This window comes from Campylobacter sp. RM19073 (assembly GCF_024723495.1).
Lineage (GTDB): Bacteria > Campylobacterota > Campylobacteria > Campylobacterales > Campylobacteraceae > Campylobacter > Campylobacter porcelli.
This window is the reverse complement of sequence record NZ_JANQCT010000012.1, coordinates 24,945-51,775: the sequence shown is the minus strand read 5'-3', so window position 1 is coordinate 51,775 and position 26,831 is coordinate 24,945. Positions and strand designations below refer to the sequence as shown.

Here is a 26,831-nt window from a genome sequence, read left to right as displayed (position 1 = left end):
TTTCGAATTTAGCGTAGCTAAACCGCCATATTTTTCTATTAATGCAATACTTTTAACATCTGTATATCTAGCCAATTCATATAGTAGCGCACCGCCACTGATACCGCCACCAATTATCACCACCTCATAGTGCTTCTCTTTCATCTTTCACTCCTAAGATTTTTTGAATTCCGTAGTATATATTAATAAAACTTAAAGATAACAAAAGAAAAATAGTAAATTATAATATTTAAAAATTATTCAGCTTTAAAGCTGAAGATTTAAATTTAATTAATTAAATCCCCATATTTTGCTATTTTACTTTTAAAATTACATAGTCTTTATCCCCTATTTTATGATATTAACTCATCATCGCTAATTGCATATGGCAAAGTTTTTGTAGTTTTAGCTCCTAATTTTTTAAGGTTTTCAAACTTGCTTATTAAATTTCCACGCCCTTGATATAGAGTGGTTTTACCATCTTCGATTACCTTAGACATTGCAATTACTTGATTTTCTAATCTTTCATAATTTTTGATAAACACATCAAATTTATCATATATTTTACCAGCTTCGCTAAATATCCTAGCAGCATTCTCATCGCTTTTTAAATTTCTCCAGCAGATATACACGGTTTTTAAAGCCATCAAAAGAGTAAGTGGCGTGGTGATAAATATCCCTTTTTCATACGCATATTCATAAAGAGTGCTATCAGCACCAAGAGCGACAAATAGCATATTATCATTAGGTATAAACATAAATACATACTCATAATTTTTACTATCTAAAAATGCATAATCTTTGGAGCTTAAATTATCAATATGATTTCTAATATCCTTAGCCAAAGCCTTAGCATAGCCCTCTTTTAGGCTCTCATCTGTGGCGTTGTGATACTCATTATAATTGATAAGTGAGCATTTTGCGTCTATTATCGCTTTTTTATTCTCATCAAATTTAACCACAGCATCAAGATATTTTTGATTGCCATTTTCATCTTTACAAGCTACTTGCTTATCATAATTAACACCCAAAATAAGCCCACTGCTTTGTAGCACGCTATCAAGTTGGATTTCACCCCAATTGCCTAGAATTTTCTTATTGCTCTTTAAGGCTTCGGCTAAATTATGAGCTTGAGTCATAACGCCTTTAGTTTCGCTTTTTAAATTCTCAAAATTTACCTTAAATGTGTTATTTATCTCTAAATTTGATTTTTGATATTTATTTATCTCATCTTTTAATGGCGCAATCAAGCTCTCTAAAATTTTAGCTGAGCTTTCAGCCATCTCTTTACTACTTAAATTTAGCAAATTCTCACTCATCTGCTTGGTTTTTAGCTCAAAATACTCCCTAGTCTTGTTATCTAGCTCATCTTGACGCTCTTTTAGCTGCGTGTTTATCTCATTTGCACTTTCTAATTTTGTAGTTAATTGTGTGATTTTTTGGATATTTTGGATATTTTGCTCTTGTAAATTTTTATTCTCATCTTTTATGAAGTTTAGCTCTTGATCTTTTATGCTTAAATTCGCACTTAAATCGTTAAATTTCTGTCCTAGACTAGCTAGCTGGCTCTGCTTTTTAAACAGCACAAAACCAAGCCAAATCAACACAACTACCGCCACCGCAACCACTGCGCTTAAAATCTCAACCATCTAAATCTCCACACTAAGAATCAAAGCTTTTTAATACAAATTATCAAATTTTCTTTAAAAATTCACACTTTAACACCACAACGCCAACCCCATTTATCTTACACTCTACCTCACTATCTTTGCTTGTAAGCTTGATATTTTTAATCGTTGTGCCACGCTTAATCGTGCTACTAGCACCTTTTACCTTCAAATCCTTAATCACGCTAACGCTATCTCCAGCGTTTAATTCTATCCCGTTAGAATCCTTTGCCACTACATACTCCTTAAGGTTAATTTGAGCCAAAATTATAGCTATTTAATTCTTAAATTTCATAGCTATAAAGCATAAAAATTGAGTATAAATTTAGTAAATTTATGATACAATCAAGCCATTTTTAAATTTAGGAAATTAATTATGGATATTAGAAAAGAGTATTTGGAATTTTTTAAAAGCAAAGGACATGAGATTATAGATTCAGCTCCGCTAGTCCCAGATGATGCGAGCCTACTTTTTACAAATGCTGGAATGGTGCCTTTTAAAAGCATTTTTACAGGCGATGTGCCACGCCCTACTCCACCTATTCGCACTAGCTGTCAAACCTGCATTAGAGCTGGTGGCAAACACAACGACTTAGATAATGTCGGCTACACTGCTAGGCACCATACATTTTTTGAAATGTTAGGAAATTTTAGCTTTGGGGAATATTTTAAAGAAGAAGCCATCGCTTATGCGTGGGAGTTTGTAACTGAGATTTTACAACTACCAAAAGATAGATTATATGTAACCGTGCATGAAAATGATGATGAAGCCTATGAAATTTGGCAAAAGCATATTCAAAAAGATAGAATTTATAAATTTGGAGATAAAGATAACTTCTGGGCTATGGGCGATACTGGACCTTGTGGCCCTTGTAGCGAGATATTTTACGATCAAGGAAGTGAGCATTTTAACAGCGATGAAGATTATATGGGTGGCGATGGAGATAGATTTTTAGAGATTTGGAATCTTGTATTTATGCAGTTTGAAAGGGATAAAGACGGCACTATGACTCCACTTCCAAAGCCGTCAATCGATACTGGAATGGGGCTTGAGAGAGTAACTGCTATAAAAGAGGGTAAATTTAGCAATTATGATAGCTCTTTATTTATGCCTATAATAAACGAAGTTGCAAAAATCGCAAATTTAAAATATGAGTATGAGAGTGGCGCTAGCTTTAGAGTTATAAGCGATCATATTCGCTCAACTACATTTTTACTAGCTCAAGGCGTAAATTTCGATAAAGAGGGCCGTGGATATGTCCTAAGACGCATACTAAGAAGAGCTCTTCGCCATGGATACTTGCTTGGGATAAAAGAGCCATTTATGTATAGATTAGTTGATAAAGTAGTAGAATTAATGGGTGAGCACTATGATTATTTAAAAGAGAAAAAAGAGTATGTAAAAGAGCTGATAAAACTAGAAGAGGAGAGATTTTTAGCCACTATCTCTGCTGGGCTTGATCTATTTAACGAAGAGTTAGCAAAAACTTCAAGCAAAACTTTTAGCGGTGAAGTAGCGTTTAAATTATATGATACTTACGGATTTCCACTTGATTTAACGGCTGATATGCTAAGAGAAAAGGGACTTAGCGTAGATGAGGCTAAATTTGATGAGCTAATGAATGAGCAAAAAGCAAGAGCTAAAGCTAGCTGGAAAGGTAGCGGAGACGCTGCAAAAGAGAGTGGAGACTTTAAGGCTTTGCTTGAAGAATTTGGCGAAAATGAGTTTATCGGATATGAAAATTTAAAAAGCACTAGCAAAATTTTAGCCCTTTTAAATAGCGAATTTAAAAGAGTAAATGAGCTAAAAAATGGAGAAATCGGATATATTATGCTTGATTCTACTCCATTTTACGCTCAAAGTGGCGGTCAATGTGGAGATACCGGGCTTTTAGGTGGCAATCAAGTTCTTGATACAAAAAAATATTTTGGATTAAATCTAAGCACCATAGAGGCAAAAAATAGCGTAAAAATAGGAGAAAGCATAGATTGTGAAGTTAGCCTTAATAGGCTAGAAATTCGCCGCCACCACTCAGCCACTCACTTACTCCACGCAGCACTTAGAAGTATCCTTGGATCTCACATAGCTCAAGCTGGAAGTAGCGTAGAGGCTAATAAGCTTAGATTTGACTTCTCTCATCCAAAGCCACTCTCAAAAGATGAGTTAGAAAAAATAGAAAATTTCGTAAATGAAGCAATACTAAAAGGTGCTAAAGCAAAAGTAGAGATAATGGGGCTAGAAGAGGCTAAAAATAGCGGAGCCATCGCTCTATTTGGCGAGAAATATTCTGATAAAGTCAGAGTGCTGACCTTGGGATGCTCTAAGGAGCTTTGTGGTGGCACTCATGTGGAAAATTTAAATGAGATAGGAAGCTTTTTTATCATCAAAGAAAGTGGCGTAAGTGCTGGAGTAAGGCGTATAGAAGCAGTTTGCTCTAAAGCAGCATTAAACTATGCAAATGAGCTAAGAAAAGAGCTTGAAGAGATAAAATTTAGCCTAAAAGGAGCTGACCCAATCATCGCTATAACCAAGCTAAAAGATGAGATAAAATCATTACAAAATGAGATTAAAAATGCCAACTCATCAGTAGAGCTTAGCCATGAGAGTATAAATGGTATAAATGTAGTAGTGGGCGAGTTTAATGGCGATATAAAAGCCAAAATAGATGAGATAAAAAATAAATTTGATAAGGTTGTGGTATTTTTAGCTAGTTCAAAAGATAATAAAGTAAGCCTAGCTGTAGGAAGCAAAAATACAGATATAAAAGCCGGAGAGCTAGTAAAAGCTATAGCCCCTATAGTTGGCGGCGGTGGCGGTGGTAGAGATGATTTTGCTACTGCTGGAGGTAAAGATATAAGCAATATCTCAAAAGCCTTAGAAGAGGCTAGTAAGATGATAAAGAGTAAAATTTGAATAGTGCATTTGCAAGGCTAGATCAGATAGCACCATTTATACATATTAGCATAGCTGTTTTATTCATAGCCTTGCATATAGTAACAGCAATTTGCGCTCACTACTGCTTTAAAAATACAGAGCAAAATTGCTATAAACTAATTTTAAAAGAATTTACCAAATTTCTCTTTAGTGCTTTGGCAATGGTGATACTTTTGCTATTTGGTGGATTATACATGTCTTATGGTGAGCACTTCCCAATAGGCGATCCAATGGTAGAGGCTATTGTCAAAACCAAGATTGCGATACTAATTTTCATCTGTGCTAATCTAGCCTATATCTCATATAAGTATCACCAAGCCAAAGGGGCATTTATCAAAGATGATATGATAATGAGCCATGAGAATTTAATTCTTATAATCTACTATTTTATCCCATTAAATATAGTTTTATCATTTATAAATATATACCTTGGCATAACTTTTAGAGGGTTTTTATGATAGTTTTAGCTTCTAGCTCTGCTAGTAGGGCTTTGATTTTAAAAGAGCATGGCGTGGAGTTTATCCAAGTTTGTATGGAGTATGATGAGAATTTTGATTCTAATTTGCCACCAGCTAAATACGCTATGAGTATCACAAATAGCAAGGCTAAGCAGTTTTTTGATAAATTTAAAAACCAATATGATCGTGTGCTATTTGCTGATAGTAGCGTGGTATGTCAAGGAGTTATTTTAGGCAAGGCAAAAGATGAGATAGAGGCTAGATATATGCTAAAACTCCAAAGCAATAGCCTAACTAGCGTATATACTGCCATGAAATTTATCACTCAAAATATGATAATTGATATGCTAAGCATCGCAAGCTATAAATTTAAAAAATTTGATAACGATGATCTAGATAGATATATAGCAAGCAATCTATGGCAAGGCAAGGCTGGAGCTATGATGATAGAGGGATTTAATAAAAAATATATAGAAGTCCAAAAAGGCAATAAACCCACAGCCATGGGGCTAGATATTATAAATTTAAAGGCATTTTTATGAAATATATTTTTAATCTACTAATAATAATTGCTTTAACCGCTATAGGTGGAGTTATATATTTTTACTCTCAAATTAAGATTGATATATCAAAAATTGTAGATTACAACCCAAAGCTCACAACTCATATATATGATAGAAATGGGGATTTAGTCGCTTATATTTTTGATGAAGAGAATAGACAATATGCTAAATTTAACGAAATTCCCCCACGCATTATAGAGGCACTAATTGCCATTGAAGATACCGCATTTTTCGAACATGGCGGGATAAATTATGAAGCGATCTTTAGAGCGGCGATTAAGGATATTCAAGCAATGGCATTAGTCGAAGGTGCCTCAACCCTAACTCAACAGCTAGTTAAAAATATGCTCTTAACAAGGGAGAAAAAATTTACTAGAAAACTCAAAGAGATAATCATATCTTACGAAGTAGAGCAAAAGCTTACAAAAGAGCAGATAATCGAACGATATTTAAATCAAGTATATTTCGGGCATGGATATTATGGGATTAAAACTGCCGCACTTGGATACTTTAAAAAGAATTTAGATGAGTTAAGCATAAAAGAGATCTCTATGCTAGTTGGTCTGCCAAAGGCTCCTAGTAGCTATGATCCAACTAGGCATTTAGATCTATCTCTCTCTAGGGCAAATAATGTCCTTTTAAGAATGTATAATATCGGCTGGATCACAGATAAAGAGTATCAAGCCGCTATAAAAGAGACACCAAAAATTTACGAACAAACCCTAACTCAAAACAAAGCCCCATATCTAGTAGATGAGACTATCAAACAGCTAACCCCACTTTATAAAGATATTAAATATGGCGGATATAAAATCACTTTAAACGCTGATTTAAAAGTCCAAGAGATAGCTAGAAATGCACTAAAATTTGGCTATAATGAAATTTTAAAAAGAAATAAAGATGCCAACACTACAGTTTTAAATGGTGCAATGATAGTTACCAATCCTACCAATGGCGAGATATTAGCGTTAGTTGGCGGGGTTGATTACGCAAAAAGCAACTTTAATCGTGCCACTCAAAGCTATAGACAACCAGGCTCTAGCTTTAAGCCTTTTATCTATCAAATAGCACTAAATCAAGGCCTATCCCCTCAAAGCAAAGTCGCTGATATATCTAGAATTTATGAAGGAGCAAATAAGAATAGTGAAGAGGATAAGGATTGGAAGCCAAAGAATTTTAGCGGTAATTTCAAAGGGCTAATCACCCTTAATGACGCATTAAAACAATCAAGAAATCTTGCCACAATAAACCTTTTAAATTCCATTGGTCTTGATGTAGTTCAAAGGAATTTAGAGGATTTCGGATTTAAAAATATACCAAATAACCTATCAATCGCACTTGGTAGCTTCGGTGTAAGCCTTATGGATTATAGTGAGCAATACTCTATATTTCCAGGGCTTGGCACTAGGCATAAAACTAGACTCATCAACTCAGTTGAGAGTAAAGATGGGCAAATATTTAAATTTGAGCCAAAAAGTAGTGAAATTATCAAGCCAGAGCAAGCTTATTTGATGGTTAAAATGCTTCAAAATGTTGTAAATAACGGCACTGGACGCTCTGCTAAGATTGATGGTATAGAACTAGGTGGGAAAACTGGCACTACAAATGATAGCATAGATGCGTGGTTTTGTGGATTTGCTCCTGAAATTCAAGTCCTAGTCTGGTATGGAAATGATAATAACACTCCAATGAGATATGTGGAAGGCGGCTCTAGAACTGCAGCTCCTGTATTTAAGCAATTTATGCAAGAGTATATAGCAAATTACCCACAAACCAAACGAGATTTTGATATGCCTAGTGGCGTTTATCGCAAAATATATGATGGAGTAGATGCCCTATACACATCTACTTCACCACTACCAAAAGAACAAAATAGCATACTAGAAAAGCAAGATAAAGAGGGGATAATATTTTAATAGCTTTAATAATGGTAAATTGGTTGAAATTCTAAACCGCCTTTTTTCTCATTAAAAAAGCTATAATTATTATAGATGATATATAGGCAATTTGCATAATCAACCCCTCAAGCGTATTATAAAATCCAATGAAAGATATAGAAGGAATGGGTGATATAATGCTATTTGGCACTATATTTGTAAGTTGTAAGGCATGCACGCTAACACCTAAAATCTTAAAGCCAAGTGCGTAAAGCAATAAACTCATAAGCTTAAAAATATTGTGCATAGCTATTTTAGAAGTGATAAATTTCATAAAATATGCTATCAAAATCAAAATAGCCAAAGCCCCAACTATACCACTTATAAAGCTTGAAATTTGCACCTTTGGTAGCATTCCAGCATAAAATAGTATAGTCTCAGCACCTTCTCTAAAAACAGCTAAAAATGATAATAATCCAAACCAAAGCAAACTACCACTAGCAACAGCTCTATTGATCTGCTTAGTTATATAGGCATTCCAAGCCTTAAGGCTACTTTTAGAGTGTAACCAAGCTACTACAAACACCATAACAACCACAGCCAATATACCCACTATTCCTTCTAAAATTTCTCTATTTGTACCAGCTACTGCCAAAGGAAATAGATAGCTCAAAGTCGCCGCACCAAATACACTAGCTACTATAGCAATACCAGCACCACCTAAAATATGAGCCTTAGCTCTTTGTAAATTACCTGTTTTTACAGCAGCTAAAAGTGCGACTACTATAAGCAAAGCCTCCACTCCCTCTCTAATAAGCACTATAGCTACATCATAGGCGTTGTAATTTGCATTAAAATCTAGAGAATTGATATTATCTATAATGTTATTTAGCATATTTATGGATTTTAAGGAGTCTATATCGGCTGCTATTTGTGGTAGATCACTCTCTATTGCGTTGTATAAATTCGCACTGCGAGTTCTAATTTCACCTTCAAAAAGTGGCCAATTTGTTATAAAATTTAAGATATTGCTCTTTGCCTTAGCGTTATCAATGCCGATTAAATCTTTTGCCTCATCAAGTAGAGTTAAATTTCGTTTAAGCTCTTCTAAGGTATCACCATCAACTTTTATCTCCTTAGTATTACCAGCTAGAAAATCGTTTAAAAACTCACCTAGCTCTATAATTTTACTATCCATAGCGGCTATATCGCTAGGAGTGCTTACCATAGCCATTCTATATAGCGCCATTGATGTCTCTATCTTGCCATAATGCCAAGGACTTAAATCACCCACCACACGCTCATTTCGCTGCCAAGAATCGTAAAATCTCTTAAAAATAGACGGAATTTGCTCTAAATCTCTATCTTTAGTAGCATTTACTAACTGCTTATATAAAGGCATCACCTTTTGTTTAAATTTCGCCCTTTTAGCCTCATAATCTACAGGGTTTTGCTCCTTTTCAAAAGCAATTAATGCACTAGATAAACTCTCGATATTCTCAACACTTGTATCATTTAAAACAGCTTTTAATCTCTGCTTTACATCATTAGATAATGCAGTATCGATATTAAGAGCATTAAATTGCTCTTGAAATTCAACCATTATATCTTTTGCTAGTTTGCTATCTCCGCTTTTAGCCGCACCTAAAGCGTCTGAAATTTGTATAAAAAATGGACTCATATTAGCTTCTAAATTTAAAGCAAAGAGTAAAGATAAGATCATAAAATAAAATTTAGACATAAAAACCTCTACCCTAAAATCGATCTAGCAATATAGTCGCCATCACCGCTTACACCACCAAAACAGATAAAAAGCCCCGAGCCAATATGCGTGATATACTCATTCATTCTATCTACATTTCCCAAAGTATTTTGTATCTTTATAAATTGCTCTGGGTCTTTTTGGAATGAGATAAATAAAAGCCCCGCATCAAACTGATTAGTCTTAGGCTCCACACCACTAGCATAGGAGTATGACCTTCTAAGTATCTTAGTATCTGCACTTTTAGATAAAAATACATGAGAATCAGCTGGTAAAGAGGTATTTAAGCCTATATCAGCTTCATCAAATTCGCTCTTGCCGCCATACGGTGCGCCGCTATCTCTAAATCTACCAAAGGTATCATTTTGTCCTTTTAGATGAGTTCTATCCCAAGTTTCTAAATGCATTTGTATCTTTCTTACTGCCATGTAAGTGCCACCATCAAATGCTCCACCCTTTATCCAAACCTCCTTATCAAGCTCAGCACCCTTAGGATTGATTGTCCCATCTTTAAAGCCAAAAAGGTTGCGTGGGGTATCACTATTCATAAATGAGTTAAAGCCCATTTGTGACCATTTCATAGTAACTTGTAATCTTGCTACACGCACCAAATTACGCACCGCATGAAAAGCCACTTGCGGATCATCGCTACAAGCTTGTATGCATATATCTCCACCGCTAAATTCAGCCCTAATCTGATCTCTTGGAAAATGCGGTAAATCCTTAAGCTCCTTTGGCTTTAGCTTATCCAAACCAAGCTTTTTGAAAAATGACGCACTCACACCAAATGTCAAAGTAAGCCCACTACTTCCCAAAGAATCAGCCTCTCCAGTATCTAAAGTGGGGATAAATTTATTACTACCATATTCGCTAACATTTTGTCCAGATGTCAATTTAGCTGAATATATAGTCCAAATTTTAAACATCTCTTTAATCTCATCAAGAGAGTTGGTATGCAAGTCTAAAACCATAAAATATATATGCTTTTGGATAGCGGTAGCTATGCCTTGCTGGTGCTTTCCATAGAATGGATAGATATCTTTCTCATCTGATTTAATGCGTGGATTTAAGAGTTGACTAGCCCCAAGCATGCTAGCCCCAAATGCTAATACTCCACCAATAAAATTACGGCGTTTGGAATTCATATCGATACCTTAATCTAAGATTACACCCATTTTTGACAATGGCTCACCTAGTTTATTTACCGCTTCTGCTAGCTCTTTTATATCAGATTTTGATAGCTTGTCATAGCCTATATACTCATATCCATTTTTACTTTTATTGTGCTTTTCTAAAAGATTATTTACATTAGCAAACTGAATTTCAATATCTTTTGCTAATTTAGGATCTTTTTTAATTAAGTGAGATTTGAGAATTTCATAGATCTTTTGCGCTCCTTGAATATTTGCCTTAAAATCATAAAGATCGGTTTTGGAATATATATCCTCTTCTCCTGTTATCTTGCTAGTTGATACCTCATTTAATAGATCTACCGCACCAGTTAGCATTAACTCCGCATCCACCTTGACAGTTGGCACCTTAGCCCTTAACTCCTTAATATCAGCTAGCAACTTATCAGCCACGGCCTCGCTACCTTTTGTCGTATTATCTACCCATAAAATTTTTTCAATCTTATGAAATCCACTCCAATCATCTTCTCCCTTACCATCTTCTTGTAAATCAGCCAAACGGGCATCTATACTAGGATCAAGCTCTCCAAAGCTCTCAGCTATAGGCTCTGAGCGTTCATAATACATTCTAGCTAATGGATAGAGTTTTTTAGCATTTTTAGTATCTCCAGATTTTAAGTAACCAACAAATTTCTCTGTGTCTTCTAATAATTTGTCTATTTGACCGATAACATAAGACCTATACTCATTTGCCTCTTTTGATAAATCAACTGCTCCATACAAGCTACTTCCTAGCATTAAGGCCGATAAGCCTAGAGTGATTTTTTTAAATTGCATTTTTGCTCCTTTAAAATAAAATTTAAAAATGTATAGATATTGATAAACATTTTCATAATCACTATTTTAATAAATATTATCTTAAGATTATCTTATATTTTATGGTAAAATTTAAAAATTATTTAATTAATTTATTTGATTAAATTTAAGATCAATAATCTATTTGCGGGGTTAAAAGAATATAAATAAAGATTAAAATGATATAATTAAACTACTAATTTATAAAAATAAATTAAAATATTTTATTAATTATTAATGACTTTAAACACTCTTGAATGGGTATCTGATTTAGATAGGCTAAGTCTGATTATAGAGTCTTTCAAAGCTTTTAAAGAGTGCGGTACAAAAGCTGGTAGTGTAATCATATCAAGCTCACTCATTACTAAAATATCCCCACTCATCTCAAACTCTATCTCTCCACGAAGAATTTGAACGATTATGGCATTTGGTGCCTTATGCTCTTTCATTATGGAATCTTTAGCCATGGTAATGCGTATCTCTTTACTAAATTCACTTTCGCAAAGCATAGCACTCTTTACACCTTCAAATGTATCAAAGTTAAAAACAATTTTTTCCACGCTAAATTCCAAAATAAAATAAAACAGATAAGCCCCAATAAAAAGGGGGCTAAAGTCTAAATGAATGCTATTTTTTAAGCTCTTTAATTCTAGCAGCTTTACCGCGTCTATCACGAAGATAAAATAGTTTAGAGCGTCTTACACGACCTTTGCGTAATACAGTAATGCTCTCTAAACTATCACTATATATAGGGAAAATTCTCTCTACGCCAACGCTATTAGCACCTATTTTTCTAATAATAAAGGTCTCTCCAGTACCGCTACCACGGCGAGCGATACATATGCCTTCAAAATTTTGAATTCTGCTTTTGTCGCCTTCTTTGATGTGAATAGCAATTCTCAAAGTATCACCAGCACGAAAGTCAGGCACAGACTTAGTCGCAATTTGAGCATTTTCAAATGCTTCAATATATTTATTTCTCATCTTATTTCCTTAAAGTTTTGGCGATTTAAGAGTTTGATACAAATCAGGGCGAAAAAACCGAGTTTTGCAAAGCGCCATATGATTTTTTAAAGCGAAGATTATACTATGATTACCCTTTAAAAAAGCTGAAGGAGCTAGTAGGCCATTAAATATATTTGGCTTTGTAAAACTAGGAGCTTCCAATACTCCGCCCTCAAAACTCTCAATATCCAAAGAGTTAAAATTACCCAAAACTCCATAAATATTGCGACTAATTGCATCGCAAAGGCTCATAGCAGCTAACTCTCCACCAGTTAAGATAAAATCTCCAATGCAAAAAACCTCATTTACCCTACTCTCAACTACACGCTCATCAATACCCTCATATCTACCACAGATAAATGTTATATTTTTTAGCTTTGAAAGTCTTTTGGCGTCATTTTGATTAAATTTTTTACCAGCTGGAGTAAGATAGATTATGTGAGTATCTCCAAGCGTATCGATGGTATCGCAAAGCGGTTGTGCACTCATCAAAAGTCCAGCACCACCGCCTATCATATACTCATCAACTTTATTATGCTTCTGTTTTGTATAGTTGCGAGGATTAATGCAATTAATCTCTATAATCCCATTCTTAACTGCCTTACCAAGTATGGAGTCGCTAAAATATGGGGTTATTAAATTTGGAAATAGTGTTATAAAGTTAAATTTCATATCTAAAATTTAAGAGTTAATAAGTATATTCATAGAGTTTTTGACCTCTACTTTTTTGGTTGCAGTATCAATCTTAATTATAAAATTATCTTGATAAGGTATATAAAACTGCTTAGGTAAATTTTGAGATACCAAATCTAGATCTGTTTTAATGCTAAATAAAAATCCGGCACCAACTTCTAAAATATCATCAATCCTACCAAGCAAATCGCCATCTTCATAAACCATAGAGCCTATAATATCAAAGTAAAAATACTCATCTTTTTTAAGCTTACAGCTCTTTTTAGTATCTTCTATTGTGCGATATAAAACCCTATTTGTAAGCTCTTTTGCCTTTTCAACACTATCAAATCCTTCAAATATCACAAGCGAATTTGAAGGCTCATAGCTCTTAATAGAAAAAAGATTGCCAAATTTATCATAAAATTTAGCGCCCTTTTTATACTGCTCGACAAAATCGCTACGATTATGCAGTCTTAAAGCTCCCTTTAATCCAACGGATTTACCAAGTATGCAAACCTCTACTAAATCACTCTTCAATAGCTTTTACCGTAATTCTGTATGAGGTTGGATCTTTAGCCTTATAGCCTATAACCACGGTTTTAATAGCATTTATCATCTTACCATCTTTGCCGATTAATTTACCAGTATCAGCCTTGCTAGCGTATATAATGATTTCATCGAAATTCTCTCCAAGATTTATCCGCTCAGTGCGAATAATATCAGGAGAATCACTTATAAGCTTAGCATACTCTTTTAAAAAATCTTCAACCATTATTTTGTAATTTGAGCGACTCTATCGCTTAGTTTGGCACCTACACTTTTCCAATATGCAAGTCTATTAGCATCAAATTTAATCACTTCTGGCTCTACCATTGGGTTATAATATCCAATACTTTCAATCCAGCCGCTATCGCGTCTTTTTCTACTATCTGTAACTACTATACGATAAAATGGTCTTTTTTTGCGTCCCATTCTTGTTAATCTTACTACTGTTGCCATCTTTGTCTCCTAAAATATTTTTATAAGGCTTAGTTATAGCTAAATTTATAGCCATAAATAAACCCTAATTATCTAGGGCGATTAGCATTTGCTAGCATATTAGCAAAGCCTTTCATACTATCTTTATTTGAGAATTTTTTGGCTAATTTTGCCGCACTGCTAAACTGCTTTAAAAATCTATTTACACTCATCTGATCTAGTCCAGCTCCAGCTGCTATCCTGCGTTTTCTAGCGTTATTTAATAAATCAGGATTCTCTCTCTCTTTTGGTGTCATCGAGTTTATCATAGCTTTTATATGTTTTATCTGATCTGAATTATCCAAATCTATATCTTTTAACTGATTAGCCATACCCCCAAGACCTGGTATCATACCTATTAAACTCTTCATACTTCCAAGTTTTTTAACACTCTCAAGTTGAGCGATAAAATCATTGAAATTAAATTCTCCCTTTTTAATCTTTTTATTAAGTTTTTTAGCCTCTTTTTCATCAATTATCGTTGATGCCTTTTCAGCCAAAGTCGCAAGATCCCCTTCGCCAAGAATCCTACCTACAATCCTATCTGGGATAAAGCTCTCAAGATCTGCTACTTTCTCACCAACACCAACAAATCTAAGCGGAATTCCCACTTGATGGGCTATACCAATTGCCACACCGCCTTTTGTGTCAGCATCAAATTTGCTTAAAATCACTCCTGTTATGCCAAGAGCTTCATTAAAGCTAGCTGCGGTGCGAACGCCATCTTGACCACTCATAGCATCAGCTACATAGAATATTTCGTGCGGATTTAATGCGGTTTTAATCTCTTTTAGCTCGCTCATTAAAGCCTCATCAATTGCCAAGCGACCAGCAGTATCGACTAAAAGCACATCATAAAGAGCATCTTTAGCCTTTTTAAGCGCCTCTTTGGCTACATTTACTGGATTATTCTCTCCATCAATGCTAAATAGCTCAATCTCATTAGCACTACATAGTTGTCTAAGCTGCTCAACCGCTGCTAAACGCTGCAAATCAGCAGCAGCGACAAGAACGCGTTTTTTACGAGCTTTTAGATAACTTGCTAGTTTAATAGTAGTTGTGGTTTTTCCACCACCTTGCAAACCAGCCATCAATACAATAGTTGGTGGATTAGAAGCAAAAACAAAGCCACTACCCTTATTTCCATCATTTGGGGCGGTTAAGATATTTGTTAAATTTGATTTTATACTATCTAAAAATTGCTTTTGACCTATAGCGCCTTTTTTCATATCAGACTCTACAAGAGCTACTAACTCTTTAGTAACCTTATGATATACATCAGCTTTTAATAGCGACTTTTTAAGCGTCTCTAACGCATTTTTTAAAGCCTTCTCATCATCGACAAATTTAAGTTTATTTACAGCTGATTTTAGCGACTCGCCAATAAGTTCAAACACAATTTACCTTTATTAATTTTTATTAAAAGGAGCTAATTATATCTTTTATTTACTTTAAAATTCTTTAATCGTAATGCTAATTGGAGATAGTATAATAAATTAAATTTAGCCACCCAAAAAAAGGTAGCTAAATATTAAAAACCATGAAGTCGCTTTAGATCATTATCTATGCTCTTTTTCTCCCCTTTTTCATCTACGCTTACATATGTAACCTCAGCAGTAGTTACTGGGACGCACTCACAAAATCCTTGAGCATTTAATCTTTGGACGACAACTTTAACTCTTGTTGTGATAGAGGTGCTACCTACATTTGTGATTTTAGCATAGCAACTAACAATATCACCTATAAATACTGGCTCTTTGAATATAACCTCTTTCATCGATATTGTAACAACCCTAATTGGGGCTAACTCTCTAGCTGCAATTGCTCCAGCTAAGTCTATTTGTGATAAAATCCAACCACCAAAAATATTTCCAGCTGGGTTTGTATCGCTAGGCATAGCTACGATTTTAATTCTTGGTTCTCCCATACCTTTCATAAAATATCCTTAATATTTTTTAATTTATGAATTTTAACTCTAAAATATTAATTATAATTAAATTTACAATAAAAATTATAAATAAATAGTCGCCCAAAGAGAGCTTAAAATCAAGTTTTAAATTTACTTAAATCAACTTCAAGTCTGGTTGCTACATCTTTTAAATTCGTAGATACATCTAAGAATTGATTAACTATCTTAGCATTATTATCAAAAGTCTCTACAGATTCTTCAGATTGATCTAATAGCTTTTTAATCTTTTTGCTAATATCAGTAGCCATAGCCGATACCTCTTGAACTATTTGCATGGATTCATTTGTGGCTGTTTGAGTAGATCTTGCTCTATCCATAAGCTCATTGGCACTTTTGCTAATTAAAGCAATGTTTTTAGCATTTTCATTTAATGCATTTCCAAGCTCTGTAGTAGATTCTATCATATTTTTAGCATTTAAATTTATACCACCTAAGGATTCATTTGTCTTTTCAGCTAGCACTCTGACCTCTTCAGCAACTACAGCAAAGCCCCTTCCCATCTCTCCAGCTCTAGCTGCTTCTATGGCCGCATTTAAAGCAAGTAAATTTGTCTGGTCTGCTATATCGCCTATAATATCTAAAACTTTTTTCATATCCTCAGTTTGGCTAACTACGCTTATGGTTTTTTGTGCTACCTCTTGCTCTTTAGCATTTGCTTCATTTAGGTGAGTTACAACCTCGCTTAATGATTGTATCATCTCTTCTAACTCATCATATGACTGCTTGTTTGCACCAGCTGCCTGGGTGGATTTATCCGTTGAAATCTCAAGCTCATCAGATATACTTTTACTAATAGCATATGAGCTTCTAGCCTTATCTTTTCCATCTTCTGTGCTGCTAAGGAGTATGGAAGCGTTATCGTGTAAGGTTAGTGTCTGGCTCTCTACGCTTTTAGCACTACTTTGAGCCTTTTTGACTATATCTTGAATTTTTTCTATAAAGAGATTTATATGCTTACAAGTTTGCCCGATCTCATCGCTGCTTTTTATAGATATTCTAGCACTTAAATCACCATCTCCACTGCTTAAATCTTTAGCACGATTTAAAAGCTCTAACACAGGAGTTATAACAACCCTTTTTAATACCACCAAAACTATAATAGCTGTTAAAATCAAAGATATAGCAAATATCAATAAAAACATAACGCTCTTATCTCTTAAATCTTTATCCATAGCATTCAAAGAGTATGATAGATCCATAACGCCTAAGACTTCATTCTCTTTAGAAAGAGTATGACAAGCTAAGCACTCGCTCTTAGCAATGATTGGAGCGACTAATCGTAATGTGTGATTATCTTGTGTTTTTATAGTTTGAGTATAATTTTTAGGATTTATAAATTGTGATTTTATTATATCATCTTTAGGCGCTACCTTTTCAAGACCAAAACCTTCTGATACAGTATCTGAGCGGTATATTTTTAAAGATGCCACACCTTGGATTAAGCTTGCATCGTGGATTGATTTTTCTATTATTTGTGGATCACCAGTATTCATAGCAGTCTGAACTGTCTGAAATATAGATGAACTAAGCATATTTAAGCTATCTTTGGTAATCTGCGTAGATGAGTTATTAAATTGAGCTATGATGATAAATTGCATAGCTATAAAACTTATAAATAAAACTGCGACAATACTAAAAACTATCTTTTTACCTATAGTATTTATCATGCTGTCTGCCTTGAAAGAAGATATAGTGAAATTATACTCATTAAACTCTTATTAAAAGTTTAATGAGATAAATAGACCCTTAATTTAAGGTAAATTAAATATAAATTTACCTTAAATTTAATCAATGCAAGAAGTGTCTAATGCCAGTAAAATACATACTCATTCTAGCTTTATTGGCAGCTTCTATCACCTCATCATCTCGGATTGAGCCACCTGGCTGAATTACATTAGCCACGCCCACACTAGCAGCTATCTCTATACTATCAGCAAAAGGGAAAAACGCCTCACTAGCTAATGCACAACCCTTTAAATCTATCCCCATATCATTAGCCTTTGCCACCGCTGCACGAGCCGCATCAACCCTACTAGTCATACCCATACCAATTGCTAAAAGTGTGCTATCTTTGACATAGACAACGCAGTTTGATTTAGTTAATGCTGCTATCTTCCACGCTATTTTAAGATCTGTAATTTCACTAGGATTTGCTGCTTTTATAGTAACTTGTTTAGCATTATCGACTTCGCTATCATTTAGGCTATCTTTTTCTTGAAAGACAAACCCCCCATCAATGTGTTTAAAGTCCCATTTATATCCCAAAGTTACTAAAAATTTATTATTTTGCGTAAAGATTTTAGTGCGTTTTTTATCACTATAAAGCTCTAAAACCCCATCTTCTACATTTGCAGCAATTATAACCTCTATAAATATCTCTTTAGTTTTTAAAGCTAGCTCCTTTGTAAGAGTTCCATTTATCGCTACCACGCCGCCAAAAGCACTAACTGGATCGCACTTAAGTGCTTTGATATAGCTATCTAGCTCATTTTCTCCAATAGCAAAACCGCATGGATTAGCATGCTTACAAATAGCCACCGCTGGAGCCTTACCAAATGATGAAGCTATCGCCACGGCTGAATTAATATCAGTCATATTATTAAAGCTTGCTTCGCCTTTTAATTGAGTAAAATTTAAACTTAAAAAGCTATCAAATTCATACGCAGCGCCCTTTTGGTGTGGATTTTCACCATATCTTGTATCAAATACCTTTGAGCCAGTTATAAATCTCTTAGCACCAAATCCACCCTTAAATCTCTCATTCATATAGTTAGCTATCATTGAGTCATATGAGGCTGTATGTTCATATGCTTTTATCATCAAATCCCGTCTAAATTCATAGCTATCGCTACCATCTTTTAGTGATTTTAGCACTATTTCATAATCATTCACATCAGTAACGATTAACACATCTTTGAAATTTTTAGCAGCACTTCGCACCATAGCAGGGCCACCAATATCTATATTTTCGATAATCTCATTAAAATCATCTGTGCGGATTGTAGTCTCTTTAAAAGGGTATAAATTTACACAAACTAAATCAATTGCCTTAATATCATATTTATTAGCTTGTTCTATGTGATTAGCGTCATCTCTTTTATGTAAGATACCGCCATGAATCTTTGGATGTAAGGTTTTAACCCTACCTTCAAACATCTCAGGACTAGCGGTAAATTGGCTAACTTCTATAACTTTTATGCCACTATCTTTTAAAGTTTTATATGTTCCACCTGTACTTAAAATCTCAAAGCCCAAAGCCTCAAGCCCTAAGGCAAACTCCACCACACCGCTCTTATCACTTACACTAATTAAAGCTCTCATAAATCCTCCTTATTTATTAAATTTATTTTTTAATATCTCATATGCTTCATTTATTTGCTGCATTTTCTTAGTCGCTTGGCTTATAATATCATCGCTCTTATCCATCATAAAATCTGGATGATACTGCCTAGATAATCTCCTATGACTAGCTTTAATCTCTTCAAAACTAGCATCTTTTGAAACCTCTAAAATCTCATATGGGTCAATGCTATGCTCTTTGGATAAATTCTTAAATTCAGCCTCAAAATGAGAAAAAAGCTCTTCTACAATGCTCTTATTAATAGCAAATCCATCGCAAATTTCGCGTAAAATTTCTCTCTCATCGCTATTAAATTCCCCATCGATATAGGCTAAATTCATAAAAAACACTACACGATTTATCCAAATATTTTGACTAAATCCTAGCCTTTGCCTATACTCTTTAGCAATTGCGTAGGCTGAGCTTTGATTATCTTTATAATAAAGATATATATCTTTTAACTTGGCTCTAACATCTCTATTACCAAGCTTTAAACAAATATCATCTAATAAAAGCGATATATAATTAGCCTCATCCTTACTCACAGCTCCATCGCTTTTAGCGACCTTTGCCGTTAGCATAATTAGATATTTAGCATCATCATATTGGAGTTTGTTAATCCTTAAGCTTGAGTTAGTAAATCCACGACCAAGTAGCCAAAATATAATAATAACGCCGATTAAAATTAAAAATATATGCACTATCAATCTTCACTTTTAATAACAGCAGCAAACTCGCTAAAATAGATATTTTGTAGATCTTTTAAGCTAATTTTAATATCATTTAAAACAAACTCATCGCCACCACTTAAGCCAATTTTAATAAATTCAATCCCATATTTCTTAGCTAACTCTTTAAATTTAAGCTCATCTCTAACCCCTACAACTGCCCTAGAAAAGCTCTCATCAAATATAAAGCGACTATCTTTAAGCTCTATTTTGCCATTAAAACCAATAGAGCTAACCGCTGCCATCTTGGCTAAAGTAATGGCGATACCACCTACTCCAACGCTATTTGCAAACTCCAATACTCTATCTTTATTAGCCTCAATAACCAAATCCCAAAGCGCTCTTTCAGCCTTATAATCTATCTCTTTTAACTCTCCAGCGCATAAATTTGCCACCACCTTCATATATAGCGACCCTGCAAACTCGCCAGTAGTCTTACCAAGTAGATAAACACTCACATTTTCACCGCTAAATTCGCTAATCAAGCTATTTTTAGCATCATCTCCTACGCCTACTGATACTATGCTTGGTGTAGGCTGGATACTAACTCCATCTGTCTCATTATACAAGCTTACATTACCGCTAACTACTGGAGTATTTAGCTTTGCACACGCCTCTTTAATCCCTTCGCAACCTTGTGCGAACTGCCACATAACCTCTGGATTTTGCGGATTACCATAGTTTAGACAATCAGTAATCGCAAGCGGAGTTGCACCACTCATAGCCACCTTTCGCCCACTAGCTGCGACTGCAGCTGCAGCGCCGATTTTAGGATTTACATAATTATGCCTTGTATTACACTCCATGCCCATAGCAATTGACTTGCCATTTTGCTTAATTCTCATTACAGCAGCACCCAATTTACCAGCTTTTTTAATCACATTTGTGCCTACTGTTGAGTCATATTGATCATAAATAAAACTCTTATTTGCCACATTTAAATCTTTGATTAATAGCTCAAAGGCCTCTTGATTGCTGATTTTTGGTATATTATTTAAATTTATATTTGCGATCTCATCAAGATATTTTGGTCTGCTAGTTGGGCGATTTAGTATTGGTGCGACCTCGCTAAGTGGGGCTATTGGCACGCTACCAGCTAACTCATTATGCCAGTATAGCTCCATTATGCCACTATCAGTTACTTCTCCTATAATCTCAGCATCTAAATCCCATTTATCAAATATCGCTTTTATCTTATCTTCACAACCCTTTTTAGCACAAATTAGCATTCTTTCTTGAGACTCGCTAAGCATTAATTCATATGGCGTCATTCCACTTTCACGCATAGGAACTCTATCTAAATATAGCTTCATACCGCTACCGCTTCTACCAGCCATCTCAAAACTACTTGATGTAAGCCCAGCTGCACCCATATCTTGAATTCCAACTATATAATCGCATTTAAATAGCTCCAAGCAAGCCTCCATAAGAAGCTTTTCAGCAAATGGATCCCCAACTTGCACTGTTGGCCTTAAAGATTTATTCTCTTCATTAAAGCTATCACTTGACATCACAGCCCCACCAAGACCATCTCTACCAGTCTTTGAGCCAACATATATAACCGGGTTTCCTACCCCTTCAGCCTTAGCATAAAATATCTCATCACTTTTACAAATTCCAAGCCCAAAAGCATTGACTAAAATATTACCATTAAAGCTCTCATCAAATGTGGTTTCACCGCCAATAGTTGGCACACCCATGCAGTTGCCATAGTGGCTAATACCAGATACCACGCCTTTTACCAAATAGCGTTGATGGCGACTAATCTTTGTATCGCCATGCACTTGACCAAACCGAAGTGAGTTCATACTCGCCTCAACCCTAGCCCCCATGGTAAAAATATCTCTAAATATACCACCAACTCCAGTTGCAGCACCAGCAAATGGCTCAATAAAGCTTGGGTGATTATGGCTCTCCATCTTAAATACAGCTGCCATACTATCGCCACAATCTATCACCCCAGCATTCTCGCCTGGACCTTGAAGTACCCATGGAGCCTTAGTCGGAAAGCCATTTAGATATTTTTTACTTGATTTATAGCTACAATGCTCACTCCACATCGCAGAAAATATACCAAGTTCAAGTAAATTTGGCTCACGCCCTAAAATCTCTAATATCTTTTTATACTCATCATCGCTAATCTTATGTGCTTCTATTGTCTTTTTATCCATTATTATATCCCCTTTTTAAAATTATTTTCCTAAGCAAAAATTGCTAAACATTTTATCTAAAATTTCCGAATTTTGTAGCGGTTTTGTGATGCTTCCTATCTCTTTTATAGCTCTATTTATCTCATAAGCAAAAAGCTCAAGCACAGAATCATCTAAAAGATGAATAGCCCTATTTATCGCACTTTTGGCATCATCACAAGCTTTTATTTGCCTATTTGAGCTTAGCATTATCTCATTTGTATCTTGTGAATTTAAGTATTCTTGGATTGCTAGTTTTAAAGCATTAGAGTTATCTTTTGCACTAAGTAAAATTCCATCAATATTAAGGTCAAATTTAAATTCCAAATCAGATTTATTTAATACAAAAATTACCTTCTTATTTAAGCTATTTACAAAATCCAAAATCTCCATATCTTCGCTATTTACAACCCTTGAGCTATCAAATACACAGATGATTATATCAGCGCTATTTGCGGCCCTTTTGGAGTATTCTATACCGATATTTTCTATATCGTGATCGCTATGCCTAATACCAGCAGTATCGATTATACGCACTAAGTGGGTGCCGATTTTAATCTGCTCTTCGATAGTATCTCTAGTGGTTCCTGGAGTATTGCTAATTATGGCTCTTTCATAATTTAAAAGTGAGTTTAAAATGGAGCTTTTGCCTACATTTGGGGTGCCGATTATCGCTACTTTGTAGCCATCGATTAGACCTTTTTTTGAATTTGAAATTGATATTATATTATCTAGTTTTGAATAAATTTGCTCTAATTTTAGCTTGATTTGCTCCATTATATCAGCTGGTAAATCATCATCAGCATAGTCAATACAAGTCTCAGTATAAGCTAAAGCTGATATTAGCTCATCACGCAAAGTATCGCAAAATCTAGCCAACTCCCCGCTCATAACCCTAGCTAAAATCTTAGCCGCACCTTCGCTTCTAGCATTTATAAGACCTTGGATACTCTCAGCCTTAGCTAGATCAATTTTGTCATTTAGCACCGCTTTTTTACTAAATTCACCAGGATTAGCAACCCTAGCCCCATAAGATAATATCTCATCGATAATCAAATTTGCTACAACCACTCCGCCATGAGTCTGAAACTCCACCACATCTTCACCAGTAAAGCTAAATGGAGCCTTAAAATATATCACAATTGCCTCATCTAAGATATTGTCAAATTTATCCTTTAGCTTCTTTAAATGTGCTACTCTAGGCGTTAGATTACCGCAAATTTTATTAGCTATGCTTAGGGCATCTTTGCCACTAAGTCTAATAATAGATATAGCTCCGATGCCATATGGGGTTGCAAGTGCTACTATATTCATTTTTTATGAAAATCATTTATAACAATGAATTTGCCTTCATCGCTACTTTTAATTCCAACATATTTATCTGGAAATCTCTGCCTAAGCTGCTCTAAAGCGATTTTAACTAATACCCCATCAAGAGGCTTGGTTTGAGCCTTGCCAATTAGCTCTACTCTTTCTATAACTCCATTTAAATATACAGCCATACTGCTCTCTTGGTTTTTTAAAAATTCAGCTATCTCTAGGCGAATTCCTTTATTATATTTAGCATTAATCCAGTTAAATATGAGATATGAAATAGCCTTATATCTATAGCCCTCCTTGCCTATCATTAGTGCTGCATCAGCTCCATCAAGCTTGATATATATAGTATCAGCGTCATAAATTGATAGCTCGCTAACCTGAATATCAAACAAGCTAGCACCAAATAGCCTCTCAAGCCCAGCTCTAATCTCTAATAAGATATTATCCAAAGATACTGCGGTTTGATTATCATCAATTTTATGGAATGAATCAAATATGGATTGGTCTATATTTAGCGTTGATTTTCTAGCTGGTTTTGCAAATTGCGCTTCTGCTTGGGTATCGCTTTGGGTTGTAGTGATGTTTGGCTCAAATTTATCTTCGCTACTTGGCTCAAATTTAGAGTGTGTGAATTTTTGGTTTTTATCGCACCTTATGCTCTTTTCAATGCGATCATTTTTTGGCTTTTTAACTCTTTTTTCACCATCTTTTTTTACAGATACTTCAAAAATACCATCTTTTTTAAAAAAGCCTAAAAATCCCTTTCTAGCTGCTTTTATCTGTGTAATTTCTAAATTTATAGCAGAGCATTTAAGCTCATTGGCTGCTTTTATATAAGCACTTTGTAAATCCTTAGCTTCAATCTTAATTCCCATGGTGTTTCTCCGCTATCTCTTGAGATTTATGACGCTCAAATATTCTATTTACGACCATTTGCTGAGCTATAGAGCATAGGTTGTTTATAAACCAATAAAGAGTAAGCCCCGCTGGGAATGTAATAAAGAAAAATGTAAATATCAAAGGTAGAAATTTCATAATCTTTGCTTGCATTGGATCTGTAAAATTGGTTGGCGTGATGTGCTGCTGGATATACATTGTAATACCCATAAGGATTGGTAATATAAAGTAAGGATCAAGCTCTGCAAGGTCATTAATCCATAAAATCCACTCAGCACCTTTTAACTCAATAGCATTTAGCAATACCCTATAAATTGCAAAAAATATTGGAATTTGGATTAAAATTGGCAAACAGCCACCCATCGGATTAGCACCATGCTTTCTGTATAGCTCCATTACATGGGCGTTTATTTTTTGTGGATCGCCTTTATATTTGGCTTGTATCTCTTTCATCTTTGGAGCTAGATCTTTTAGCTTATTCATTGAGACCATACCCTTATATGTAAGAGGAAATAAAACTATACGGATAATGATAGTTAGTGCCACAATAGCAAAGCCCCAGTTGCCTATAAATGAGTAGAGCCAATCAAGTAGCAAAAAGGCAGGTTTAGCAATAAAGGTAAACCAACCATACTCAATGGTATCAACTAAGCTTGGATTGATTGATTTTAAAATTTTATAATCTTTTGGGCCGATGTAGCCTTTAGCACTGAAATTTCCAATATTTCTAACAAAGCTTAGAGTATTCTCATCGGTATCTTTTTGGATAAAGACCTCCATAGATCTCTTGCTATCATAAAATAAAGTAGTGTAATATCTATCACTATTAGCTAATAAATCCACACTTCTAAAGACCTCATTTCCTTTAGCGTCCCCATCTTCAATAATTTCTAAGCTATCATCTTCTTTTCTAAGCAAAACTCCATGAACAGTATATCCATCTACTGCTACAACTGGGCGAAATCCAGCTGTAATGAAATATTCATAATTTGAGCTTACTTTAACATCAATATCATATGAGCCATCTGCGTGGAATGTTATATTTTTTACCACGCTTACAGATGATAAGTCTTGAGTTAAGCTTAAAGTAGCTGAAGTAGTGCCAACATCGATTTTATCGCTACTTGCCTTATATGCTACCTTGAAAGCCTCTTCATTTATAGCCCTATCAGAAAAGCGAATTTCTAAAGGTAGTGGCGAAGTAGGTTTTAAAAGCGAAATTTGCTCACCATTTTCATTTTTAAATTTAGAATCTTTAAGCGTAAAGCTACTAATCCTTCCTAACTCATCGATTGTAGCGGTATAATTAATCCCTTCGATTGTAGCGATATTTTTGCTAGTTTGCTTTGGGGCTTGAGCGGTGCTGTTTGTTGTGGTTGTTGTCGGGGCGCTTTGATTTTGCTCTAAAGTTTTATTTATATCTAGTGGTTGCTTTGGTGCAAAAAGAGCATCATAAGCTATAAAAAATAGAACAGATATAACTGTGGCTATTATGAGCCTTTGCTGAGTTGAAAGTTTATCTAACACTTTTTATCCTTTGATAAGTCAAATGCTTTTATTAAATAAAATTTATCTTTTTTATATTTAATTAGCCAAAATTTTGGCTCTACATAATATGGCTTTGAAAATATATAAGATGGCTTAAATTCCCATCTAATAATAGGATAATCTATACCACCTCTAAAGAGTTGATTGCATCGCAAAATTCTAAAGCCAATAGCAAATATAGAAGTGATTATTCCACTATGGCTAAGCTGCCAAAGTGCATATTCAGAACAACTAGGATAGTATCTACACGACCTTGGCAATAATGGCGAGATATATTTTTTATAAAAAATAACCAAACTAGTGGCAATTTTCATCAATTTGCACCTAATAAATTTGCAAACAGAACAAGCACAAGAGTGCTAAATTCGCTACTTAAACTAAATAGCACAGGCTATCTTATGGAGTCCATTCGCTTTAACGCCCATCTAAAATTTTTACAAATTTTATCAAAAGGCACCTCATCTGCTCCGCTTTTTGCAATGAAGATATATATACCGCTTTTTAACTCATTACTAAGCGCAAAAAATGCAGCACGGAAAACCCTTTTAACTCTATTTCTTACTACTGCTTTTCCAATCTTTTTGCTTACTACTGCGGCAAATCTACTCATATCTGACTCTAAAAAATAGACAACTGCCAAATCGCAATGCCACTTTTTGGCATTTTGATAGACCCTTTTAAACTCTTTACTATCACTAATAGAGTCAAATTTGCTAATTTTCAATTTAACTCTTAAGCAGCTAGTCTTGCTCTACCTTTTGCCCTTCTAGCGCTAATTACTTTACGACCATTTTTAGTTTTCATTCTAACACGGAAGCCGTGAGTGCGTTTTCTAGGTGTTTTATGCGGTTGATAAGTTCTTTTCATAAATGTTCCTTTTGGGTAAAATTAGGTTTTGGATTTTATCTAAATTTTAC

Annotated in this window: 26 protein-coding genes and 3 pseudogenes; 4 read left to right on the top strand and 25 right to left on the bottom strand. The window is 34.7% G+C overall.

Annotated elements, in window-relative coordinates; translation table 11 throughout:
• The 3 genes and pseudogenes from CSUIS19073_RS05740 to CSUIS19073_RS05730 all read right to left on the bottom strand — a co-directional run.
• Nucleotides 1-144 (bottom strand): annotated as a pseudogene (locus CSUIS19073_RS05740) (FAD-dependent oxidoreductase); the annotation flags it as partial.
• Nucleotides 145-332: 188 nt separating this feature from the next.
• A complete protein-coding gene (locus tag CSUIS19073_RS05735; RefSeq protein ID WP_180379398.1) occupies nucleotides 333-1,628 on the bottom strand; it encodes a DNA recombination protein RmuC in 1,296 nt (431 codons plus the stop codon).
• A 43-nt stretch (nucleotides 1,629-1,671) separates the two neighbouring features.
• Complete coding sequence (locus CSUIS19073_RS05730; RefSeq protein WP_086237644.1) at nucleotides 1,672-1,881, bottom strand: alkylphosphonate utilization protein; 210 nt, start codon at nucleotides 1,879-1,881, stop codon at nucleotides 1,672-1,674.
• A 141-nt stretch (nucleotides 1,882-2,022) separates the two neighbouring features.
• Here CSUIS19073_RS05730 and alaS point away from each other — a divergent pair, with 141 nt between their 5' ends.
• Genes alaS through CSUIS19073_RS05710 form a run of 4 tightly spaced genes read left to right on the top strand, consistent with a single transcriptional unit; the run spans nucleotide 2,023 to nucleotide 7,518 of the window.
• A complete protein-coding gene (gene alaS / locus CSUIS19073_RS05725) occupies nucleotides 2,023-4,560 on the top strand; it encodes an alanine--tRNA ligase (protein WP_086242529.1) in 2,538 nt (845 codons plus the stop codon).
• Nucleotides 4,557-5,039, top strand: a complete 483-nt coding sequence (locus CSUIS19073_RS05720) for a hypothetical protein (RefSeq protein ID WP_086237642.1) — start codon at nucleotides 4,557-4,559, stop codon at nucleotides 5,037-5,039. The genes alaS and CSUIS19073_RS05720 overlap by 4 nt, the downstream gene beginning before the upstream one ends.
• Complete coding sequence (maf, locus tag CSUIS19073_RS05715) at nucleotides 5,036-5,581, top strand: septum formation inhibitor Maf (RefSeq protein WP_086237641.1); 546 nt, start codon at nucleotides 5,036-5,038, stop codon at nucleotides 5,579-5,581. The genes CSUIS19073_RS05720 and maf overlap by 4 nt, the downstream gene beginning before the upstream one ends.
• Nucleotides 5,578-7,518 carry a transglycosylase domain-containing protein gene (locus CSUIS19073_RS05710; RefSeq protein ID WP_086242528.1) on the top strand — a complete coding sequence of 647 codons (1,941 nt, stop codon included), beginning with the start codon at nucleotides 5,578-5,580 and terminating at the stop codon, nucleotides 7,516-7,518. The genes maf and CSUIS19073_RS05710 overlap by 4 nt, the downstream gene beginning before the upstream one ends.
• A 31-nt stretch (nucleotides 7,519-7,549) precedes the next feature.
• Here CSUIS19073_RS05710 and CSUIS19073_RS05705 read toward each other — a convergent pair whose 3' ends face one another.
• From CSUIS19073_RS05705 to rpmH, 22 genes and pseudogenes are all read right to left on the bottom strand, one after another.
• On the bottom strand, nucleotides 7,550-9,220 hold the full coding sequence (locus tag CSUIS19073_RS05705) for an FTR1 family iron permease (protein ID WP_086242527.1): 1,671 nt from the start codon (nucleotides 9,218-9,220) through the stop codon (nucleotides 7,550-7,552).
• Nucleotides 9,221-9,228: 8 nt separating this feature from the next.
• Entirely contained in the window at nucleotides 9,229-10,386 is a 1,158-nt protein-coding gene (locus CSUIS19073_RS05700) for a Dyp-type peroxidase (RefSeq protein ID WP_086237638.1), read from the bottom strand.
• A gap of 9 nt (nucleotides 10,387-10,395) precedes the next feature.
• Nucleotides 10,396-11,208: an iron uptake system protein EfeO gene (gene efeO / locus CSUIS19073_RS05695; protein ID WP_086237637.1), complete on the bottom strand. Its 813-nt coding sequence runs from the start codon at nucleotides 11,206-11,208 to the stop codon at nucleotides 10,396-10,398.
• A 245-nt stretch (nucleotides 11,209-11,453) separates the two neighbouring features.
• On the bottom strand, nucleotides 11,454-11,735 hold the full coding sequence (locus tag CSUIS19073_RS05690) for a hypothetical protein (RefSeq protein ID WP_086242539.1): 282 nt from the start codon (nucleotides 11,733-11,735) through the stop codon (nucleotides 11,454-11,456).
• A 118-nt stretch (nucleotides 11,736-11,853) separates the two neighbouring features.
• Nucleotides 11,854-12,210, bottom strand: coding sequence for a 50S ribosomal protein L19 (gene rplS / locus CSUIS19073_RS05685; RefSeq protein ID WP_086237636.1), 357 nt, complete (start codon nucleotides 12,208-12,210; stop codon nucleotides 11,854-11,856).
• 9 nt (nucleotides 12,211-12,219) lie between these two features.
• Nucleotides 12,220-12,903, bottom strand: a complete 684-nt coding sequence (trmD, locus tag CSUIS19073_RS05680; RefSeq protein WP_086242526.1) for a tRNA (guanosine(37)-N1)-methyltransferase TrmD — start codon at nucleotides 12,901-12,903, stop codon at nucleotides 12,220-12,222.
• Between the two features lie 9 nt (nucleotides 12,904-12,912).
• Nucleotides 12,913-13,443 (bottom strand): ribosome maturation factor RimM, encoded by a 531-nt coding sequence (gene rimM / locus CSUIS19073_RS05675; RefSeq protein ID WP_086242525.1) that lies wholly within the window; start codon nucleotides 13,441-13,443, stop codon nucleotides 12,913-12,915.
• Nucleotides 13,433-13,678, bottom strand: coding sequence for a KH domain-containing protein (locus CSUIS19073_RS05670; RefSeq protein WP_086237633.1), 246 nt, complete (start codon nucleotides 13,676-13,678; stop codon nucleotides 13,433-13,435). The genes rimM and CSUIS19073_RS05670 overlap by 11 nt, the downstream gene beginning before the upstream one ends.
• Nucleotides 13,678-13,905: a 30S ribosomal protein S16 gene (gene rpsP / locus CSUIS19073_RS05665; RefSeq protein ID WP_086237632.1), complete on the bottom strand. Its 228-nt coding sequence runs from the start codon at nucleotides 13,903-13,905 to the stop codon at nucleotides 13,678-13,680. The genes CSUIS19073_RS05670 and rpsP overlap by 1 nt, the downstream gene beginning before the upstream one ends.
• A 68-nt stretch (nucleotides 13,906-13,973) precedes the next feature.
• A complete protein-coding gene (gene ffh / locus CSUIS19073_RS05660) occupies nucleotides 13,974-15,320 on the bottom strand; it encodes a signal recognition particle protein (RefSeq protein ID WP_086237631.1) in 1,347 nt (448 codons plus the stop codon).
• Between the two features lie 134 nt (nucleotides 15,321-15,454).
• Nucleotides 15,455-15,859: an acyl-CoA thioesterase gene (locus CSUIS19073_RS05655; RefSeq protein WP_086237630.1), complete on the bottom strand. Its 405-nt coding sequence runs from the start codon at nucleotides 15,857-15,859 to the stop codon at nucleotides 15,455-15,457.
• Between the two features lie 110 nt (nucleotides 15,860-15,969).
• Nucleotides 15,970-16,491: pseudogene (locus CSUIS19073_RS08340) on the bottom strand (methyl-accepting chemotaxis protein); the annotation flags it as partial.
• Nucleotides 16,492-16,824: 333 nt separating this feature from the next.
• Nucleotides 16,825-17,424 (bottom strand): annotated as a pseudogene (locus CSUIS19073_RS08335) (HAMP domain-containing protein); the annotation flags it as partial.
• A 256-nt stretch (nucleotides 17,425-17,680) separates the two neighbouring features.
• A complete protein-coding gene (purH, locus tag CSUIS19073_RS05645; protein WP_086242523.1) occupies nucleotides 17,681-19,213 on the bottom strand; it encodes a bifunctional phosphoribosylaminoimidazolecarboxamide formyltransferase/IMP cyclohydrolase in 1,533 nt (510 codons plus the stop codon).
• Between the two features lie 9 nt (nucleotides 19,214-19,222).
• Complete coding sequence (locus tag CSUIS19073_RS05640) at nucleotides 19,223-19,933, bottom strand: DnaJ domain-containing protein (RefSeq protein ID WP_086237688.1); 711 nt, start codon at nucleotides 19,931-19,933, stop codon at nucleotides 19,223-19,225.
• A gap of 2 nt (nucleotides 19,934-19,935) precedes the next feature.
• A complete protein-coding gene (gene purL, locus CSUIS19073_RS05635; protein WP_086237627.1) occupies nucleotides 19,936-22,131 on the bottom strand; it encodes a phosphoribosylformylglycinamidine synthase subunit PurL in 2,196 nt (731 codons plus the stop codon).
• Between the two features lie 21 nt (nucleotides 22,132-22,152).
• Entirely contained in the window at nucleotides 22,153-23,463 is a 1,311-nt protein-coding gene (gene mnmE / locus CSUIS19073_RS05630) for a tRNA uridine-5-carboxymethylaminomethyl(34) synthesis GTPase MnmE (RefSeq protein ID WP_086237626.1), read from the bottom strand.
• Nucleotides 23,460-24,338 carry a Jag N-terminal domain-containing protein gene (locus CSUIS19073_RS05625; RefSeq protein ID WP_086237687.1) on the bottom strand — a complete coding sequence of 293 codons (879 nt, stop codon included), beginning with the start codon at nucleotides 24,336-24,338 and terminating at the stop codon, nucleotides 23,460-23,462. The genes mnmE and CSUIS19073_RS05625 overlap by 4 nt, the downstream gene beginning before the upstream one ends.
• The gene (gene yidC / locus CSUIS19073_RS05620) at nucleotides 24,334-25,893 is read right to left on the bottom strand and encodes a membrane protein insertase YidC (RefSeq protein ID WP_086237625.1); all 1,560 of its coding nucleotides are present in this window, start codon (nucleotides 25,891-25,893) and stop codon (nucleotides 24,334-24,336) included. Before yidC ends, CSUIS19073_RS05625 begins: the two co-directional genes overlap by 5 nt.
• Nucleotides 25,887-26,228 (bottom strand): membrane protein insertion efficiency factor YidD, encoded by a 342-nt coding sequence (yidD, locus tag CSUIS19073_RS05615; RefSeq protein ID WP_086237624.1) that lies wholly within the window; start codon nucleotides 26,226-26,228, stop codon nucleotides 25,887-25,889. The genes yidC and yidD overlap by 7 nt, the downstream gene beginning before the upstream one ends.
• A gap of 77 nt (nucleotides 26,229-26,305) precedes the next feature.
• Nucleotides 26,306-26,638, bottom strand: a complete 333-nt coding sequence (rnpA, locus tag CSUIS19073_RS05610; protein WP_180379396.1) for a ribonuclease P protein component — start codon at nucleotides 26,636-26,638, stop codon at nucleotides 26,306-26,308.
• 8 nt (nucleotides 26,639-26,646) lie between these two features.
• Entirely contained in the window at nucleotides 26,647-26,781 is a 135-nt protein-coding gene (gene rpmH, locus CSUIS19073_RS05605; RefSeq protein ID WP_086237623.1) for a 50S ribosomal protein L34, read from the bottom strand.
• Nucleotides 26,782-26,831 lie beyond the last annotated feature (50 nt).

Bases quoted from the DNA above. Each gene is read 5' to 3' on its own strand.
- CSUIS19073_RS05710 (WP_086242528.1), top strand. From the start codon at position 5,578: ATGAAATATATTTTTAATCTACTAATAATAATTGCTTTAACCGCTATA.
- CSUIS19073_RS05690 (WP_086242539.1), bottom strand. From the start codon at position 11,735: ATGCTTTGCGAAAGTGAATTTAGTAAAGAGATACGCATTACCATGGCT.
- CSUIS19073_RS05655 (WP_086237630.1), bottom strand. From the start codon at position 15,859: ATGAAAGGTATGGGAGAACCAAGAATTAAAATCGTAGCTATGCCTAGC.
- trmD (WP_086242526.1), bottom strand. From the start codon at position 12,903: ATGAAATTTAACTTTATAACACTATTTCCAAATTTAATAACCCCATAT.
- rpmH (WP_086237623.1), bottom strand. From the start codon at position 26,781: ATGAAAAGAACTTATCAACCGCATAAAACACCTAGAAAACGCACTCAC.
- purH (WP_086242523.1), bottom strand. From the start codon at position 19,213: ATGAGAGCTTTAATTAGTGTAAGTGATAAGAGCGGTGTGGTGGAGTTT.
- CSUIS19073_RS05735 (WP_180379398.1), bottom strand. From the start codon at position 1,628: ATGGTTGAGATTTTAAGCGCAGTGGTTGCGGTGGCGGTAGTTGTGTTG.
- alaS (WP_086242529.1), top strand. From the start codon at position 2,023: ATGGATATTAGAAAAGAGTATTTGGAATTTTTTAAAAGCAAAGGACAT.
- CSUIS19073_RS05700 (WP_086237638.1), bottom strand. From the start codon at position 10,386: ATGAATTCCAAACGCCGTAATTTTATTGGTGGAGTATTAGCATTTGGG.
- rplS (WP_086237636.1), bottom strand. From the start codon at position 12,210: ATGAGAAATAAATATATTGAAGCATTTGAAAATGCTCAAATTGCGACT.
- mnmE (WP_086237626.1), bottom strand. From the start codon at position 23,463: ATGAATATAGTAGCACTTGCAACCCCATATGGCATCGGAGCTATATCT.
- yidD (WP_086237624.1), bottom strand. From the start codon at position 26,228: ATGAAAATTGCCACTAGTTTGGTTATTTTTTATAAAAAATATATCTCG.
- purL (WP_086237627.1), bottom strand. From the start codon at position 22,131: ATGGATAAAAAGACAATAGAAGCACATAAGATTAGCGATGATGAGTAT.
- maf (WP_086237641.1), top strand. From the start codon at position 5,036: ATGATAGTTTTAGCTTCTAGCTCTGCTAGTAGGGCTTTGATTTTAAAA.
- CSUIS19073_RS05705 (WP_086242527.1), bottom strand. From the start codon at position 9,220: ATGTCTAAATTTTATTTTATGATCTTATCTTTACTCTTTGCTTTAAAT.
- rpsP (WP_086237632.1), bottom strand. From the start codon at position 13,905: ATGGCAACAGTAGTAAGATTAACAAGAATGGGACGCAAAAAAAGACCA.
- efeO (WP_086237637.1), bottom strand. From the start codon at position 11,208: ATGCAATTTAAAAAAATCACTCTAGGCTTATCGGCCTTAATGCTAGGA.
- CSUIS19073_RS05670 (WP_086237633.1), bottom strand. From the start codon at position 13,678: ATGGTTGAAGATTTTTTAAAAGAGTATGCTAAGCTTATAAGTGATTCT.